This is a genomic window from Streptomyces sp. HSG2, from assembly GCF_016598575.1.
Classification (GTDB): domain Bacteria; phylum Actinomycetota; class Actinomycetes; order Streptomycetales; family Streptomycetaceae; genus Streptomyces.
The window spans coordinates 1658856-1675910 of the sequence record NZ_CP066801.1 but is presented as its reverse complement, the minus strand read 5'-3'; the positions used below and the strand labels follow the sequence as shown (position 1 = coordinate 1675910).

The window sequence follows — 17055 nt, the reverse complement described above, 5'->3', positions numbered from 1 at the left end:
CGGACGGGAAGCGGAGGGGCGCGATGAACGACGGCACGGTCGCTCTGCCCTGGTCGGTCGTCCGAGAGGACGACAACGGCAACCGCTACCGCGTGGGCAGGTACGCGACCCGGGCCGAGGCACAACGCATCGCCGACAGCCTCGACGAGCCCGGCCCCGAGCGGACGTACTGCGTCGAACACGTCGGTCAGGGCATCGCGAGCGGCGAGGGCTGAGCGACCCGAGCGAGTCCCGGCGCGAGGCCGGACAGGGCGCCCGCCCGGGAGCGTGCGGCACGGGGCGGCGCGGCGGCACCCGGTGCCCGGGCCCGCCACGCGCCGGGTGTGCCCCCGTGCGCGGTGGTGCGCCCCGCACGGGCACACGGGCCGGGTACGCCCGGCCCCGGACCGCGTGCGGACACCGGTGGGGCCCCGCGTGCCGGTGTCGACCGCCGAGAGGAGGACCGGCCGGGCGGGGGCGCGAACCCGCCACGCGTGGCCCGGCGTCACGCGCGGAGCCGTGACCCGCCGCCGGTCGGCCGGGCCCGAAGGCGTCCGAGGGCGACCGCCCCCCCGGCCGAGTCGGCGCGAGGGCGGCACGTCGAGCGCCGCGCCCGCGCTCCCCGAAATGCCCCGCGTCCCTGGCGGGGTTCGAGGGCGCGCGGCCCGGTTAGAAGACGAGGAGTGACGTCACGACCGGGGTCGGAAGCGCCCCCGGCCGTGTTGTGATCGTGAACACCGTGTGGCGTGGCCCCGTAGTGCTGGATACTGCGGGCAGCCGCCTTCGGTGACCGGTGCCGGACGCGGTGAGCTGGAGGGGACGGTTCGCGTGAGCGAGATACCAGCGAGGGTGGGGCCCGACGGGAGGTCGGCCCGGGACGTGGTGTGGCAGCGCGAGGCGCCCGGCTCCCTCTACGAGTACGTCGACGTCGCGTCCTTCTCCGTCGGCCCCGACGGGCTTGTCGACCAGTGGAGCCTACGGGCCGAGCGACTGTTCGGAATCGGCGGGTCGGATGCCGTGGGCATGGACCCGATCGAGGTCCTCGTCGATCCCGCGCTCCGCCCGAGCGGGCGCCGCAAGATGGCGGAGATCCTCGACGGCCGGGAGTGGACCGGCGTCGTCCCGGTCCTGCTCCCCTCCGGCGGCGGCTCGCCCGACGGACGCGATGCGGGTTCGGGCCGGGGTCGACCCGTCGGGCGGGCGACACCGGGTGGAAGCGGGGGAGTCGGGCGCGAGGGGGCCTCGGCGGCGGTGCGCGCGACCCGGGGGTTCGCCGAGGTCTACGTCATGCCGACCCGCACCCGGGACGGCGAGCGGGCGGCCGTCTGCGTCGTCGTGGACGTACGCGCGCTGCGTTCCGTCGAGGCCGACCTCGCGGCGTCGGGCGCCGTCTTCGACCAGTCCCCCTTCGGTTTTCTGCTCCTCGACGCCGAGTTGCGGGTGCGCCGCGCCAACCGGCAGTTCGCCTCGGTCTTCGGCGGCGACCCCGAGGACCACACCGGCCGTCAGGTCCACGACTACCTTTCCCCCGGCGAGGCCGACCGGGTGGCGGCGACCTTGAGGGGGGTCCTGGAGACCGGCGAGGCCGTCACCGACCTGCACGTCACGGGGTTCGTGCCCGACTCGGAGGAGCGCAGGCACTGGTCGGTGAACCTCTACCGCGTGCACAGCGGCTCCGGCCACCCCATCGGTGTGGCCTGGCTCGGCACCGACGTCACCGCCCGCCGTGCCGCCGCCCGGGAGGCCGCTACCGCACGTCGAAACCTCGCCCTGCTCAACGAGGCCGGGGCCCGCATCGGCAACTCGCTCGACCTGGAGGTCACCGCGCGTCAGTTGCTGGACGTCGCCGTCCCCGTCTTTTGCGATCTGGCCACCGTCGACCTGTACCAAGGACTGCTGGCCGGCGACGAGGCGCCCCGCGGCTTCGCCGACGGCAGTGCCGAGCTGCGGCGTGTCGCCTACGCCAGCGCGGTGTCGGAGGCACCGCTTCAGGGGTCCGCCGATCGGGTCGGGGTGGGGGCCGTCCACCGCTACGCGTTCAACTCGCCCTGTGCCGAGGCCCTGAGGACCGCGCGTCCCCGCGCGGTGCCCGCCGAGGAGGGCGATCTGGTCCAGTCCGCGCTCGCGGTGCCGATGGTCGCCCACGACACCGTCGTCGGCCTGGTGCGTTTCGCCCGGGTCAAGGGCAGTGAGCCCTTCGGCGACCGGGACCGCGACATGGCTGTGGAGCTGGCCTCCCGCGCGGCCGTCTGTATCGACAACGCCCGGCTCTACCGTCGGGAGCATGAGCGGGCCTTGATACTCCAGCGTTCCCTGCTGCCCCCCGGCGACCCGGAGGCGTCCGGTCTGGACATCGCCTGTCGCTACCTTCCGGGCAACGCGGCGACCGGCCGGACGGGCGAGGTGGGGGGAGACTGGTTCGACGTCATCGAGCTGCCCGGGCATCGAACGGCTCTGGTCGTCGGCGACGTGATGGGACGCGGTCTGCGGGCCGCCGTCGCCATGGGCGAACTCCGCACGGCGGTCAGGACGCTGGCCCAACTGGATCTCGAACCGGCGGACGTCCTGGGCCGGTTGGACGAGATCGCCCGAGGGCTCGGCGCTCCCGGTGGCGTGCAGCAGGCCGGCCGGGCCGCCCGTCGCCCCCGTGAGGCCGACCTGTCCGAGGTCTACCTGGCCACCTGTGTCTACGCCGTCTACGACGCGGTGACCAGGCGGTGTACTTTCGCCAACGCGGGCCATCCGCCGCCCGTCCTGGTCGAACCCGGTGAGCCGGCGCTGATGCTGGACGTGCCGCCGGGGATGCCGCTCGGTGTCGGCGGCGAGCCCTTCGAGGAGGTCGAGGTCGAACTGCCCGAGGGTGCCCTGCTCGCTCTGTACACGGACGGCCTGGTGGAGAGCCGCGATCATCCGTTGGACGAGGGGCTCCAGGCGTTCGTCGGGGCCCTCGGGGACCCCGACCGGCCGCTGGAGGACGTCTGCGACCACGTGTTGAACACCCTCGACAGTCACCACGGCGAGGACGACATCGCGCTGTTGATGGCGAGGGTACGGGGTCTGCCCGCCGAGTCGGTGGGTGATTGGACGCTGCCTCGTGAGCCTCGCAGCGTGGGCCGGGCCCGCGCGCACGCCCGCGAGCGTCTGCGGTCCTGGGGTCTGGAGTCGCTCGCCGACACCACCGAACTCCTGGTCAGCGAGTTGGTCACCAACGCCCTGCGCTACGGAGAGGGCGACATCGGACTGCGGCTGCTGCTCGACCGCACGCTGGTCTGCGAGGTCTGGGACTCCGGGCTCGTGCAGCCTCGTCGGCGCCGGGCCCGCGACACCGACGAGGGGGGGCGGGGCCTGCAACTCGTCGGGATGCTCAGCGCCGCCTGGGGTTCACGGCGGGCCAGGGGCGGCAAGACGGTGTGGTTCGAACTCTCCCCGCCGGGCGACGACGCCGGTACCGCCGATCAGGCGGAGGCCCTGCTCGGTCTGTTCTGACCGGGGGCCGCGACCGGTTCGCGGTCACGGCGCCGATCGGCGCCGCCCGACCGAGTCGGACGGGACCGGAGTCGGTCCGTGCCTTTCCCGGCGGAGGTGGGCGCGCACGGCGCGGCGTGCTCGGGGCCGGCTCGGACCGGCGGGCCCGCGAGTGGTCGAATCCGTGCGGGGGCGCTCTCGGGCGCGGCGCTCGCCGGGGCCGGTTCAGGGCGCGTGGTGATCCCGAACCCCGAGCCCCTCGGCGTCGTCGCTGTCCGTCCACATCGCCGGGTCGTAGGGAGTGTCGGGGATCGGCACCATGTCGGGACGGCCGGCGGGTTCCGGCTCCTCGGAGGTGTCGGACAAGGCCGCGAGGTCCTCGCGCAGGTGATCGACGTCGGTGCGGACGCGACGGATGCCCGGGTCCTCCCCTCCGATCCGTCGCTCCAGGTTCCCCACCGACCTGAGCAGGTCGTCGAGGGCGTGTCGGGCGTTGTTCAGCTCCTGGTGGGCGGACATGGCAGGGCCTCGCTTTCCTCGCGGGTGGCGATCCGTGGTGTGTGGTCCGCCGGCGCCCCGCCGCCGGTGTCGCCTTCCCCGCGGCCCGGTTCGGCGCTCTCGCGGAAGAGGCCGGCCGCCACCGTGTTGCGCCGCCCGGGTGGGTTCGCGGGTGGGGCCGCCGTGTCGCCGGCGGGTGCCGAACCGATTCCTCTTCAGTGGCCGCAGGGATGTGCATACAAATGATCAACTCCAAATACCACCAAATGCGATCATACCGCCCCTCGGCTTCCGGAGGTAGCAGAGATGTCCCACGCCGGTGTCGGACCCCGCGCGCTCGCCCGCCCGGTCGCCTTCCTCGCCGCGGGCGCGCTGGTGGTCCCCCTCCTCGCCGCCTGCGGCTCCGACGACCCGGCGGGCGAGCCCCTGGCCGCCCCGGACACCGCAGCCGCCCCCCGGAACCGGATCGCCGACGGCGGCACGCTGCGCTGGGCCGTCGACTCGCTGCCGGACACCCTGAACACCTTCCAGGCCGACGCGGACGCGACCACCTCCCGCTTGGCCCAGGCCGTGCTGCCGTCGATGTACCGGACGGACGCCTCCGGTCGTCCCGCGCGCAATCCCGACTTCCTCGAGTCGGCGCGAGTGGTGGAGACCGAACCGCGCCAGGTCGTCCTCTACAAGCTGGACCAGCGGGCCGTCTGGAGCGACGGACGCGAGATCGGCGCGGCGGACTTCGCCGCCCAGTGGCGGGCCCTCTCCGGGCGGGACAGCGCCTACTGGACGGCGCGCAACGCCGGATACGACCGGATCTCGAAGGTCGAGCGCGGCGCGAACGATCTGGAGGTCAAGGTCACCTTCGCCCGCCCCTACGCCGACTGGAAGTCGCTCTTCACCCCGCTGTACCCGAAGGACGTCATGGGGACCCCGGACGCCTTCAACGACGGAGCACGGCGCAAGCTCAAGGTCACCGCCGGCCCGTTCACCATCCTGCGTACCGACCGCGACGCCGACGAGGTCGTGCTCGCCCGCGACCCCAGGTGGTGGGGAAGCCCTGCCAAGCTCGAGAGGATCGTGTGGAAGGCGGTGCCCTACGACGAGCGGCTCGACGCCCTCGTCGAGGGGAGCGTCGACCTCGCCGAGCTGACGCCGGGCGACGCCCGCGCCGTCCAGGCCGCCGCACCCGGGAGGTCGGGGCGCTCCGGCATGCCGCTCGGCACGCCGCACCGGGGGCCGGAGGGCGAGGCGCCCGCGGAGGCCCTGCGGTCCTGGGCCGTGGCCAACGGCTCGGACGAGAAGGCCGCGCTGGCGGAGGGCCTCGCGCGCGAGGAGCGGCGGGAGGCCGTCGCCGAGGAGGACGACCGTCGCGAGCGACTGAGGCGCTACCGGGTCCGCAAGTCGCTGGAGCCCGCCTACACCCAGCTCGCCCTGAACGGCGCGGACGGTCCGCTCGCCGACGAGCGGGTGCGGCGGGCCGTGGCCAGGGCCATCGACCGGGAGGAGCTGGCGACGGCCGTGCTCGGGCCGCTGGGGCTGCCCGCCCGCCCGGTCGGCAGCCACCTGGCCCTCTCCGGTCAGGCGGCCTACGCCGACGGAAGCGGTGCCCTCGGCAGACCGGACGTGAAGGAGGCCCGGGCGCTGCTGGCGGACGCCGGCTGGAAGCCGGGCGCGGCGACGGAGAAGGGCGAGGAACCGGCGGAGGAGGCGGCCGGTGGCCAGGGCGCGGCCGCGGAGACCGAGGAGGATCCGTCGCCGGGAGGGGACGACGGCACGTACATCGTCGGCCGCGACGACAAGAGCGGATCCGGCGAGAGCGGCGGCGACGACGGCCCCGGCGGTGTCCGGATCGAGGAGGATCCGTCCGCGCCCTCGGACGACAAGGCGGGCGACAGCGCGGCCGGGGACAAGGCGCCCGGGGGCGCGCCCGGAGCGTACGCCCCGGGCGGCACCGCGGCCCCCGGCGGCTCGCGGGCGGTGCCCCTGGCCAAGGACGGTCGGACCCTCGCTCTCCGCTTCGTGGTGCCGTCGGGGCCCGGCTCCCGGTCGCTGCGGACGGTCGCCGACCGGATCGCCGGGATGCTGGGGCGGGTCGGCATCCACACGACGATCGACAAGGTTTCCGACGACGGCTACTTCACCGACCACGTGGCCTCGGGCCAGTACGACCTCGCGCTCTACTCCTGGCCGTCCTCCGCCTATCCGGCGACCGACGCGGGGCCGATCCACCGCAAGCCGGTCCCCGCGGCGGACGGCTCGTTGAACGTCGGCCAGAACTACACACGGGTCGGCACCGACCGGGTGGACCAGCTCCTCGCGGAGGCGCTCGGCACTCTGGACGAGGAGAAGGCGCGGGACCTGCTCAGGAAGGCCGACCGGCGGATCTGGGCGACGGCCGGGTCGATCCCGCTGTACCAGCGGCCCGAGCTGACCGCGGCGCGCGTCGGCCTCGCCAACGCGGGAGCCTTCGGATTCGCCACCCCGATCTACGAGGACATGGGCTTCCTGAGGAAGAAGGGGTCCGCCGGCCCCGGGCCGAGCGGTTCCGGGAGCTGAGGTCCGGCCCCCGCGTCGGGGCTCCCCTCCGGCGAACGTCCCCCGGCGCCGCCCCGTACCATGGGGTGAGGCCGTGGCATGTTCCGCCCGGCAGGGTCCGCGCAGCACCCGCGCAGCAGGGCCGCCCTCACCACCCCGGGAGTACGCCGCACCATGGCTGTGACCTCAACGCGTCACGACATCCGCAACGTCGCCATCGTCGCCCACGTCGACCATGGCAAGACCACCATCGTCGACGGGATGCTCAAGCAGGCGGGCGCCTTCGCCGCCCACCAGCTCGACTCCGTCGACGACCGGGTCATGGACTCGAACGACCTGGAGCGCGAGAAGGGCATCACCATTCTCGCCAAGAACACGGCCGTGAAGTATCACCCGAAGGACGGCGGCGACCCGGTCACCATCAACATCATCGACACCCCGGGCCACGCCGACTTCGGCGGCGAGGTCGAGCGGGGTCTGTCGATGGTCGACGGCGTCGTGCTCTTGGTCGACGCGTCCGAGGGCCCGCTGCCGCAGACTCGGTTCGTGCTGCGAAAGGCTCTTCAGGCGCGGCTGCCGATCATCCTGTGCATCAACAAGACGGACCGGCCGGACGCCCGGATCGACGAGGTCGTCAACGAGACCTACGACCTCTTCCTGGACCTGGACGCCGACGAGGAGCAGATCGAGTTCCCGATCGTCTACGCCTGCGGCCGGGACGGCATCGCCTCGCTGACCAAGCCCGACGACGGCACCGTGCCGGGTGACTCCACCAGCCTGGAGCCGTTCTTCTCGACGATCCTGGGGCACATCCCGGCCCCCACCTACGACGCCGGAGCGCCCCTCCAGGCGCACGTCACCAACCTGGACGCCGACAACTTCCTCGGCCGGATCGCGCTCCTCCGCGTCCACCAGGGCGAGCTGAAGAAGGGGCAGACCGTCGCCTGGATGAAGCGCGACGGTTCCGTCTCCTCGGTGCGGATCTCCGAGTTGATGATGACCGAGGCGCTGGCCCGCAAGCCCGCGGAGAAGGCCGGGCCCGGTGACATCTGCGCTGTGGCCGGCATCCCCGACATCATGATCGGCGAGACCCTGGCCGACGCCGAGACGCCGGTTCCGCTGCCCCTGATCACGGTCGACGAGCCGGCGATCTCGATGACCATCGGCACCAACACCTCGCCGCTGGTCGGCCGCGGCGGCAGTGGCAAGGGCGCGGAGGCCAAGGCGGCCGTCAAGGATCGCAAGGTCACCGCTCGTCAGGTGAAGGACCGCCTGGACCGCGAGCTGATCGGCAACGTCAGTCTGCGGGTCCTGGAGACCGACCGTCCCGACGCCTGGGAGGTTCAGGGGCGGGGCGAGCTGGCGCTGGCGATCCTGGTCGAGACGATGCGGCGGGAAGGCTACGAGCTGACCGTGGGCAAGCCGCAGGTCGTCACCAAGGAGGTGGACGGCAAGCTCCACGAGCCGGTGGAGCGCATGACCGTCGACGTGCCCGAGGAGCACATGGGTGCCGTGACCCAGCTCATGGGGGTCCGCAAGGGGCGGATGGACAACATGTCCAACCACGGCTCGGGATGGGTGCGGATGGAGTTCGTGGTGCCCTCCCGGGGGCTCATCGGGTTCCGGACCGAGTTCCTCACCCAGACTCGCGGCACGGGCATCGCCCACTCCCTCCACGAGGGTCACGAGCCCTGGTTCGGCACCCTGACGACGCGGAACAACGGATCGCTGGTGGCCGACCGCGCAGGGGCCGTCACCGCGTTCGCGATGACGAACCTCCAGGAGCGGGGCGTCCTCTTCGTCGACCCCGGCACCGAGGTGTACGAGGGCATGATCGTGGGTGAGAACTCACGCTCCGACGACATGGACGTGAACATCACCAAGGAGAAGAAGCTCACCAACATGCGCTCCTCCACGGCCGACGTGACCGAGTCCATCGTCCCGCCCCGGCGACTCTCCCTGGAGCAGTCGCTGGAGTTCTGCCGGGACGACGAGTGCGTCGAGGTGACCCCCGAGGCCGTTCGCATCCGCAAGGTGAACCTGGACGCCCGCGAGCGGGCCAGGGCGGCCAGCCGCGCCAAGCACGGCTGAGGGCGAGAGGCCCGCGGCCGAGTCCCGGCCCGTAGTCCATCGGGGCGACGGGCCGGGACTCGGCATGCCCCGAGCCGGCCGGGAAGTGCCCCCGCCGATCCCTCGCGCCGGGGGCGTACACGCCCTACACGGCAGCTGTTCGTATATCGGTGATCAGTGGATCAAGTTTCGGACATGTAAACGAAAAAAATTCCAAAAATGTCTGATTCGCCCGCTTCGAAGTGCGGCTGTCAAGCGCGTTGAGGTGTCGATAGCTGCAATTTTTGCTCAAAATATCGACGGTAGGGAGATCCCTGTGTCTTCCACCCTTGACGCGCGTTGAGTCGCTTGGCGAAAGTTCCCCCAAACCACAGAACCTGCCGGTATCTGTGCTGCGCTCCACTCTCCATCCCGGGGGAAGAACACTGATGACAAGTCCGACGAAGGCCGAGGGCTCCGGGTCCGTGGCCGCCTTGGACCCCGAACTCGACGCGACCTCCGAGGTCGCCGAGAGCCCCAAGAAGCTCGAGGGCCGCTCTCCCGGGCAGTTGATGTGGCAGCGCTTCAAGCGTGACCGTACAGGCATGATCTGCGCGGGCGTAGTGATTTTCTTCTTCGTCATCTCGCTGCTGGCGCCCCTGCTCACCGCGATCAGCGGGACGAACCCGTACACCCTCTACGGCCAGGACCCGACCTTCGCGGACAGGCCCGTGCTCGACGAGTTCGGCCTGCCGCTCGGGTACTTCGGCGGCGTCTCCGCCGACCACTGGTTCGGCGTCGAGCCCCAGTACGGCCGTGACCTGTTCGCGATGATGATGTACGGCATGCGCACGTCGCTGTACATGGCCGTCGGCGTGGCCACCCTGCTAACGGTCACCGGAGTGATCATCGGCGTCGTCGGCGGCTACTTCGGCGGTCGGACCGACTACTGGCTCGGTCGGGTCACGGACTTCTTCCTGTCCTTCCCGTCGCAGCTGTTCTTCATCGCCTTCATGCCCGTCGTCACCGCGTTCTTCGTGGACCCGCGGGAGGAGACGCCCACCTACTTCCGGGCGCTCGCCATCCTGATCGTGCTGTGGATCCTCGGCTGGATGGGCATGGCACGTCTGGTCCGGTCCGTCGTGCTGGCCCTGCGGGATCGCGAGTTCATCGAGGCGGCGAAGGTCTCCGGGGCCTCGCCCGCCCGGATCGTGCGCAAGGAGATCCTGCCGAACATCGTCACTCCGGTTCTCGTGCAGTACACGTACCAGCTGCCCAGCACCATCCTGACGATCGCCTTCCTGTCCTTCGCGGGTGTCGGCTTCGTCGAGCCCACCCCGGACTGGGGCCGGCTCTTCGCCGCCGGCGCGCAGTACACCCAGCAGGACCCGGCGTTCATCTTCTTCCCGGGCGTGGCCCTGGTGATCTTCATCCTGTGCTTCAACCTCCTCGGAGACTCCGTACGGGATGCCTTCGACCCCAAGTCCGGGCGCTGAGTCCGTCCGTTGGTGGGGGGTGGCTGCCGCCCCCGAGTCGGCCTACCAGCCGCGACAGGCAGTAATCACGGAAAACAACGACAGGTAGGTGCATCAACCTCATGAAGTCGCTCAACTCGCGCAGAGCGCGCGCCATTCTGGTCGCCATCGCGGCCGGATCCCTCGCTCTGACCGGCTGCTCGGAGAACACCGGCGGCAGCTCGGGCAAGGACTCCAAGGAAGACCAGAAGAAGGCCAAGGAGCAGGCGCAGGGCGTCGCCTACCTGGACGCCGCCGCCTCCACCGGCCCCGCCGAGGAGGTCGAGGGCGCGAAGTCCGGCGGCACCGTCACGGTGTACCAGGAGTCGGCCCTGACCCACATGGACCCGGGTCAGATCTACGTCTCGGACGGCAAGCAGTTCACCAGCCTCGTCTTCCGCGGCCTGACCAACTTCCAGGAGGACGGCGAGGGCAACCTCGCGGTCGTCGGCGACCTGGCCACCGACTCGGGCACCGCCTCCGACGACAACAAGACCTGGACGTTCACCCTCAAGGACGACCTGAAGGACGAGAACGGCAACCCGATCGACTCGGCCGACGTCCGGCACACCATCGAGCGGCTCTACGCCGAGTTCATCTTCGACGGCCCGACGTTCGTGCAGACCTGGCTGAGCGGCCCGGACTACCGCGAGTCCCTGCCCGAGGGCGGCTTCGACGACGAGCACCTGCCGGACAGCGTCCTGGAGACCCCGGACGACAAGACGATCGTCTTCCACTTCGACCAGCCGCGCCCCGACCTGCCGATGGCCCTGGCCATGCCCGGCTACGCCCTGGTGCCGGAGGAGACCGACACGAAGGAGAAGTACGACCAGGCGCCCGTCGCCACCGGTCCGTACAAGATCGCCGAGTTCAAGGCCGGCAAGTCCATGGAACTCGTGCGCAACGAGAACTGGGACCCGGCGACCGACGCCGTGCGTCACCAGTACGTGGACGGCTGGGACTTCCAGTTCGGTGTCACCGAGTCCACCCAGACCAAGCGTCTGATCGCCGACCAGGGCGACGCCAAGAACGCCGTCCAGTTCACCGGCACCGTCGACGCCACCCAGATCCAGGACGTCATCGGCGACCCGGAGGTCAAGGAGCGCACGATCGAGGGCTACGCGCCCTACGTCATGCAGCTGACCTTCAACCTGGACCGGGTCGAGAACAAGACGGTCCGCGACGCCATCACCTACGCGGTGAACTCCAACTCGCTGATCGCCGGCGAGGGCGGCGCCTACGGCGGCGACGTCGCGCCGAACCTGTTCGCGCCCACCCTGCCGGGCTATGTCGCGGACTACGACCCCTACGGCCGGCTGGAGACCCCGCAGGGCAACATCGAGAAGGCCAAGGAGCTGCTGGCCGACGTCCCGGCCGAGGACAAGAAGCTGGTCTTCGCCTACCCCAACTCCGAGCAGGGGCAGAAGCGCAAGGTCGCCATCGAGGACGCGCTGGAGAAGGTCGGCATCGACGTGGTGTCGAAGGAGATCGACTCCGCGAGCTTCTACGAGCAGATCGGCAAGCTCGACAACCCGTACGACATGTACATCACCGGCTGGGGCCAGGACTGGCCGTCCCCGGCCACGGTCGTCACCCCGGTCTACGACGGTGACCAGGTGGGCGATGGCAACTCGAACTACTCGCACATCGACGACCCCAAGGTCCAGGAGCTGATCGCGAAGGCCCTGAACCAGCAGCCCGAGGAGGCGGCCAAGACCTGGGAGGAGGCGCACCACTACATCCTGGAGGAGGTCAACCCGGCCGCTCCGCTGTGGTACGTCAAGCAGTTCCAGCTCTTCGGCTCGAACGTCGGCGGTGCCCGCTACAGCACCGAGGCCAGCTACATGGACCTCACCCGACTGTTCCTGAAGTCGTAACTCTCCACGGCTGATCGCGGGGGCGCGCACCAGGCGGAGCGCGCTCCCGCGGTTCCGTGCAACCGTCCACCGTCTCCGCAGAGAGCAGCCCCCACCGCCATGCTTCAGTTCATCATCCGGCGCTCAGTCGGTGCCGCCATGACCCTGATCCTGATCGGCGCCGCGACGTTCTTCCTCTTCGTCGCCGCGCCGTCCGACTACGCCTCCTTGGCCTGTGGCAAGGACTGCTCGCCGGAGAGACTGGAGGACATCCGACACGCGCTGGGACTCGACCAGCCGCTGGCCCAGCAGTTCTGGGAGTTCATGTCGGGTGTCGTCGCCGGCCGTGACTTCCCGCAGGGCGACTGCCCCGCGCCGTGCCTGGGCCGGTCCTTCTACTACAACGAGAACGTCTGGGACCTCATCCTCGACCGTCTCCCGCTGACGCTCTCGCTGACCGTCGGCGGCATCGTGTGCTTCCTGCTCGTCGGCGTCGGCGCCGGCATGCTCGCCGCCTACCGCCGCGGCACGATGGTGGACAAGATCGCCACCGGTACCTCCATGGTCCTCAGCTCCTTCCAGATCTACTTCCTGGGGCCGATCGCGCTGCTCGTCCTGGTGTACAGCACCGGTTGGATGAACGACCCCGAGTACGTGCCGATCACCGAGGACCCGGTGGGGTGGATGGTCGGTCTGTCGATCCCCATCCTGGTCATGTCGACCATCTTCACCGCGCAGTACACTCGTATGTCGCGGTCGTCGATGATCGAGCAGCTCCAGGAGGAGCACGTGCGCACCGCGCGCGCCAAGGGCATGTCGCGCAAGTACGTCTTCTTCCGTTACGCCTGGCGCGGCTCGCTCATCCCGATCGTCACCGTGCTCGGCATCGACATCAGCGCCCTGCTCGGTGGCGGCGTCGTCACGGAGCTGACCTTCTCCCTGCAGGGCCTCGGGCGCCTCGCTGTGGACGCCGCGACTCACAAGGACCTCCCGCTGACGATGGGTGTCATGCTGGTCGGGGCGTTCTTCATCCTGATCATGAACATGCTCGTCGACATCGCGTACGCCTGGATCGACCCGCGCGTCCGTCTCTCCTAGGAAGACACCACCGTGACCACACAGACCACCACTGAGAACGCCCCGGCCCCGACCGGGTCCGAGAGCTTTCTCTCGGTCCGTGACCTGAGGGTGCGCTTCTCCACCGAGGACGGCGTCGTCAAGGCCGTCGACGGCCTGTCGTTCGACGTCGAGCGCGGCAAGACGCTCGGCATCGTCGGCGAGTCCGGCTCCGGGAAGTCCGTCACCAACCTGACGATCCTGGGTCTGCACAACCCGCGCACCAGCACCGTCGACGGGGAGATCGTCCTCGACGGCCGGGAACTCGTCACCGCCCCCGAGAAGGAGCTGGAGAAGCTCCGGGGCAACAAGATGGCGATGATCTTCCAGGACCCGTTGACCGCGCTCTCGCCTTACTACACCGTGGGTCGCCAGCTCTCCGAGCCGTTCATGAAGCACACCGGCGCCTCCAAGAAGGAGGCGAAGGACCGGGCGGTGCGGATGCTGGAGAAGGTCGGCATCCCCCAGCCCAAGACGCGCTTCGACGACTACCCGCACCAGTTCTCCGGCGGTATGCGGCAGCGTGCCATGATCGCCATGGCGCTGATGTGCGACCCGGACCTCCTGATCGCCGACGAGCCGACCACCGCGCTCGACGTGACGGTGCAGGCGCAGATCCTGGACCTGCTCAAGGACCTCCAGCAGGAGTTCGGCTCGGCGATCATCTTCATCACCCACGACCTCGGTGTCATCGCCGACGTGGCCGACGACCTGCTGGTGATGTACGCCGGCCGGGCCGTCGAGCGGGGCTCGACCCGGGAGGTGCTGGGCGCCCCCCGGCACCCCTACACCTGGGGTCTGCTCAGCTCCATGCCTCGGCTGGACGGCGACGTCCACGCGGAGCTCACGCCGATTCCCGGGTCGCCGCCGTCGCTGCTGAATCCGCCGACCGGCTGCCCCTTCCACCCGCGCTGCGCCCACCGGGGCAAGGTGGCCGGCACGCTCTGCACCGACACCCGGCCCGGGCTGGGCGAGGGCCGCGCCGCCGCCTGTCACCTGACGGCGGAGCAGCGGGAGACCATCTTCATCGACGAGATCCAGCCCCGGCTGCGCTAGGGAGAACCGAGATCATGAGCGACAACCTCACCCTCCCCGCACAGCAGAGTTCCACCGCCGCCGGCGCGGAACCCCTCCTGGAGGTCCGGGGCCTGACCAAGCACTTCCCGATCTACGGCGGCTTCCCCTTCAAGCGCCGGGTCGGTGCCGTGCAGGCGGTCGACGGCGTCGACCTGACCGTGGCCCACGGCGAGAGCCTCGGTCTCGTCGGCGAGTCCGGCTGTGGCAAGTCCACCACCGGACGACTGATGACCCGCCTGCTGGAGCCGACCTCCGGGACGATCACCTACGCGGGCCGGGACATCACGCACGCCAACCGGCGGCGGCTGGCCCCCGTGCGGTCCGAGATCCAGATGATCTTCCAGGACCCGTACTCCTCGCTGAATCCGCGGCAGACCGTCGGCAGCATCATCAAGTCGCCGATGGAGGTCAACGGGATCGACCCGGAGGGCGGCCGGGAGAAGCGGGTCCGGGAGTTGCTGGAGACCGTCGGTCTCAACCCGGAGCACTACAACCGTTTCCCGCACGAGTTCTCCGGGGGGCAGCGCCAGCGGATCGGCGTGGCCCGCGCGCTCGCCCTGAACCCGAAGCTGATCGTCGCGGACGAGCCGGTCTCCGCGCTGGACGTGTCGATCCAGGCCCAGGTCGTCAACCTGCTCCAGAAGGTCCAGGCGGAGCTGGGCGTGGCGTTCGTCTTCATCGCCCACGACCTCGCCATCGTGCGGCATTTCTCCCAGCGCGTCGCGGTGATGTACCTCGGCAAGGTGGTCGAGGTCGGCGATCGGGACTCGATCTACAACCGACCCCGCCACCCCTACACCCACGCCCTGCTGTCCGCCGTGCCCGAGGTCTCCGTGCACGACGAGGGGGAGGCGCCGCGCGAGCGCATCCGCCTGGAGGGCGACGTGCCGTCGCCGATCATGCCCCCGTCGGGCTGCCGGTTCCGCACCCGCTGCTGGAAGGCGCAGGACAAGTGCGCCACGGAGGAGCCCCCGCTGGTCCGGATCTCCGGCAACGAGGACGGCCACCTGACGGCGTGCCACTTCCCCGAGGAGCCCGACACGGCCGCCGGGTCGACGGCCGAGGCCGGGCCCTCGCTCGCGAAGGGGTCCGGCGACGCCTGATCCCCACCGCCTCGGTGTGCGCGGGGCCCGCTTCCCCAGGGGAGCGGGCCCCGCTTCGTCGTGGGCGGGCGAGGCCGCCCGCGGGGGCGTGTCGCTTCCGTGTGCGGCGGCCCGTTCCGGACGGTTGACCGCCCCGTCCGCAGCCGGCGTCGTCCCGGACGGTCGTCTCCGGCGTGCGGAGCCCGTCGCCGACGGTCAGGGTTGCCCCTACGGACAGCGCACCACCGAGGAGGCACTCCATGCGCGGAGCCAAGCCCGGCAAGTGGGCCGTATGCGCGGTGGCCGTCGTCCTCGCCGCGAGCGGGTGCGGATCGGGCGGGGGCGGAGACGGGGGCGGTGTCCTCAGCTCCTCCTGGGGCGACCCGCAGAACCCCCTGGAGCCGGCCAACACCAACGAGGTGCAGGGCGGCAAGGTGCTGGACATGATCTTCCGGGGTCTGAAGACCTACGACCCCGAGACCGGTCAGGCCCGGGACATGCTCGCCGAGAGCATCGAGACCTCCGACTCCAGGACGTTCGACGTCACCGTCGAGGACGGCTGGACCTTCAGCAACGGCGAGCCGGTGACCGCTCGGTCCTTCGTCGATGCCTGGAACTACGGCGCGGCCCTGCGCAACAACCAGCGCAACGCCTACTTCTTCAGCTACATCGAGGGCTACGACGAGGTCCACCCCGAGGACGGCGGCGAGCCGACCGCCGACACGCTCTCCGGGCTGGAGGTCACCGGCGAGCGGACCTTCACGGTGCGGCTGAGCCAGAAGTTCTCCACCTTCCCCGAGACCCTCGGCTACCCGGCCTACGCGCCCCTGCCGCGTGCGTTCTTCGAGGACCACGACGCCTGGCTGGCCAAGCCGATCGGCAACGGGCCCTACCGCGTCGACTCCTACCGGCGGGGCGCCCGGATGTCGCTGCGCAAGTGGGAGGCGTACCCGGGAGACGACGCGGCCCTCAACGGCGGCGTCGACCTGGTGGTGTACACCGACAGCAACACCGCCTACACCGACCTGATGGCCGGGAACCTCGACCTCGTCGACGACGTGCCGGCCTCCCAGCTCAAGAACGTCGGCAGGGACCTGGGCGACCGCTACATCAACACCCCCGCGGGCATCCTCCAGACGCTGGCCTTCCCGTACTACGACGAGGCCTGGAGCCGCGACGGCGCGGAGAAGGTGCGTCGGGGGCTGTCCATGGCGATCGACCGGCGGCAGATCACCGAGAAGATCTTCCAGCGGACCCGGACGCCGGCCAGCGACTGGACCTCGCCCGTCCTCGGCGCGGACGGCGGCTTCAAGGCCGGGCTGTGCGGGGACGCGTGCGACTACGACCCGGAGGAGGCGCGCCGCCTGATCGAGGAGGGCGGCGGGTTGCCCGGGGGCCAGGTCACGATCACCTACAACGCGGACACCGGCTCCCACAGCCAGTGGGTCGACGCGCTCTGCCACTCCGTCAACAACGCCCTCGGCGACGACCGGGCGTGCGTCGGGAACCCGGTCGGAACCTTCGCCGACTTCCGGGGGCGGATCAGCGAGCGGAAGATGTCCGGGCCCTTCCGTGCCGGCTGGCAGATGGACTACCCGCTGATCCAGAACTTCCTCCAGCCGCTCTACTACACCGACGGCTCCTCCAACGACGGCAAGTGGTCCAACGAGGAGTTCGACGCGCTGGTCGACCGCGCCAACGCCGAGACCGACGCAGCGGCGGCCGTGCGCACCTTCCAGCAGGCCGAGGACGTCCTGCGGGACGACATGGCGGCCATCCCCCTCTGGTACCAGAACGGCAGCGCCGGCTACTCGGAGCGCCTCTCCGACGTGCGGCTCAACCCCTTCAGCGTCCCCGTCTACCACGAGATCAAGGTCGGCTGAGGAG

At 70.7% G+C, this 17055-nt stretch carries 11 protein-coding genes; 10 read left to right on the top strand and 1 reads right to left on the bottom strand.

What is annotated here, in order from left to right:
* Nucleotides 1-23 precede the first annotated feature (23 nt).
* Both JEK78_RS06805 and JEK78_RS06800 read left to right on the top strand, forming a co-directional pair.
* Nucleotides 24-215 (top strand): SPOR domain-containing protein, encoded by a 192-nt coding sequence (locus JEK78_RS06805; protein WP_200263207.1) that lies wholly within the window; start codon nucleotides 24-26, stop codon nucleotides 213-215.
* Nucleotides 216-807: 592 nt separating this feature from the next.
* Entirely contained in the window at nucleotides 808-3465 is a 2658-nt protein-coding gene (locus JEK78_RS06800) for a SpoIIE family protein phosphatase (protein WP_242483290.1), read from the top strand.
* Between the two features lie 204 nt (nucleotides 3466-3669).
* Here the strand turns inward: JEK78_RS06800 and JEK78_RS06795 are convergent, their stop codons facing one another.
* Nucleotides 3670-3963, bottom strand: a complete 294-nt coding sequence (locus JEK78_RS06795) for a hypothetical protein (RefSeq protein WP_200263205.1) — start codon at nucleotides 3961-3963, stop codon at nucleotides 3670-3672.
* 285 nt (nucleotides 3964-4248) lie between these two features.
* On the opposite strand from JEK78_RS06795, the gene JEK78_RS06790 reads away from it, so the two are divergent.
* The 8 genes from JEK78_RS06790 to JEK78_RS06755 all read left to right on the top strand — a co-directional run bounded on the left by JEK78_RS06790 (nucleotide 4249) and on the right by JEK78_RS06755 (nucleotide 17051).
* Nucleotides 4249-6495 carry an ABC transporter family substrate-binding protein gene (locus JEK78_RS06790; RefSeq protein ID WP_200263204.1) on the top strand — a complete coding sequence of 749 codons (2247 nt, stop codon included), beginning with the start codon at nucleotides 4249-4251 and terminating at the stop codon, nucleotides 6493-6495.
* Nucleotides 6496-6648: 153 nt separating this feature from the next.
* Nucleotides 6649-8565 carry a translational GTPase TypA gene (gene typA / locus JEK78_RS06785; RefSeq protein WP_200263203.1) on the top strand — a complete coding sequence of 639 codons (1917 nt, stop codon included), beginning with the start codon at nucleotides 6649-6651 and terminating at the stop codon, nucleotides 8563-8565.
* Nucleotides 8566-8972: 407 nt separating this feature from the next.
* The gene (locus JEK78_RS06780; protein ID WP_200263202.1) at nucleotides 8973-10019 is read left to right on the top strand and encodes an ABC transporter permease; all 1047 of its coding nucleotides are present in this window, start codon (nucleotides 8973-8975) and stop codon (nucleotides 10017-10019) included.
* 101 nt (nucleotides 10020-10120) lie between these two features.
* Nucleotides 10121-11914 (top strand): ABC transporter substrate-binding protein, encoded by a 1794-nt coding sequence (locus JEK78_RS06775; RefSeq protein WP_200263201.1) that lies wholly within the window; start codon nucleotides 10121-10123, stop codon nucleotides 11912-11914.
* 99 nt (nucleotides 11915-12013) lie between these two features.
* Complete coding sequence (locus JEK78_RS06770; protein WP_200263200.1) at nucleotides 12014-12991, top strand: ABC transporter permease; 978 nt, start codon at nucleotides 12014-12016, stop codon at nucleotides 12989-12991.
* A gap of 12 nt (nucleotides 12992-13003) precedes the next feature.
* Complete coding sequence (locus JEK78_RS06765; RefSeq protein ID WP_200263199.1) at nucleotides 13004-14065, top strand: ABC transporter ATP-binding protein; 1062 nt, start codon at nucleotides 13004-13006, stop codon at nucleotides 14063-14065.
* Nucleotides 14066-14079: 14 nt separating this feature from the next.
* Nucleotides 14080-15189: a dipeptide ABC transporter ATP-binding protein gene (locus JEK78_RS06760; RefSeq protein ID WP_200263198.1), complete on the top strand. Its 1110-nt coding sequence runs from the start codon at nucleotides 14080-14082 to the stop codon at nucleotides 15187-15189.
* A 239-nt stretch (nucleotides 15190-15428) separates the two neighbouring features.
* Entirely contained in the window at nucleotides 15429-17051 is a 1623-nt protein-coding gene (locus JEK78_RS06755) for an ABC transporter substrate-binding protein (protein ID WP_200263197.1), read from the top strand.
* Nucleotides 17052-17055: the final 4 nt, after the last annotated feature.